The organism is Streptomyces hygroscopicus subsp. hygroscopicus (assembly GCF_001553455.1).
Lineage (GTDB): Bacteria > Actinomycetota > Actinomycetes > Streptomycetales > Streptomycetaceae > Streptomyces > Streptomyces hygroscopicus.
The window spans coordinates 1-883 of sequence record NZ_BBOX01000547.1; the positions used below are offsets into that span (position 1 = coordinate 1).

Below are 883 nucleotides of genomic sequence, written 5' to 3' on the forward strand. Positions count from 1 at the left end.
GCCACGGCCTTGGGAGTGCCGGTCGAACCGGAGGTGTAGATCACATAGGCGGGGTTGAGAGGATCGGACGGTTGCACTCCGTCAGTGATGGACAGCGGAGCGGTGTCCCGGTCGGTCACCTGCCGCCGTGTCTCGACGTGATCCAGCTCCAGCACCGGAACACCGAGGCCCCCTATCGCATCCCGCAGCGCCGAGACCGACACCACCACCGTCGGGGCGGCGTCGTGGAGCATGAACTCCACGCGCTCGGACGGGTGTTCGGGGTCGATGGGCAGGTAGGCGGCGCCGGTTTTGAGGACGGCGAGTACGGCCACGATCATGTCGATGGACCGGGGCAGGGCCAGGGCGACGATGCGTTCGGGCCCGGCGCCTTCGGCGATGAGCAGCCGGGCCAGCCGGTTGGACGCGGCGTCCAGCTCCGCGTAGGTGAGCGTGCGGTCGCCGAATACCACGGCGGTGGCCTCGGGGACCTGCTCCACCTGTCGTGCGAACAGTTCCGGAATGGACACGGCGTCGCCGCTGACGTCCGCACCCGGGTCCGGGGTGGTGTTCCATTCCACCAGGACGCGTTCGCGTTCGGCGGGTTCGAGGAGGTCGATCGTGCCGATCCGGCGGTCCGGGTCCGTCGCGACCGCGTCCAGCAGCCGTTCCAGCCGGTCCACCAAGGACGCCACGGTTGACCGGTCGAATATGTCCGACCGGAATTCCACCACTCCGCTCACGCCGTGCGAGGCTCGCGCTTCGGCCATGCTGAAGAGCAGGTCCATGCGTGCCGTGCCGGTCGTGAGCAGATGCGGACGTACCTCGAGTCCGGGCATGCCGTAGTCGCTCTGCGCGGCCGTGTTCTGCCAGGCGAGCATGACCTGGATGAGGGGTTGGTGGG

General features: G+C 68.6%; 1 protein-coding gene. It reads right to left on the reverse strand.

Translation table 11 applies throughout. The annotated features are described in order from the left end of the window. Positions 1–883 (reverse strand): AMP-binding protein (locus AXW62_RS38480; protein ID WP_159061070.1); only part of this gene is annotated, 883 nt, incomplete at both ends.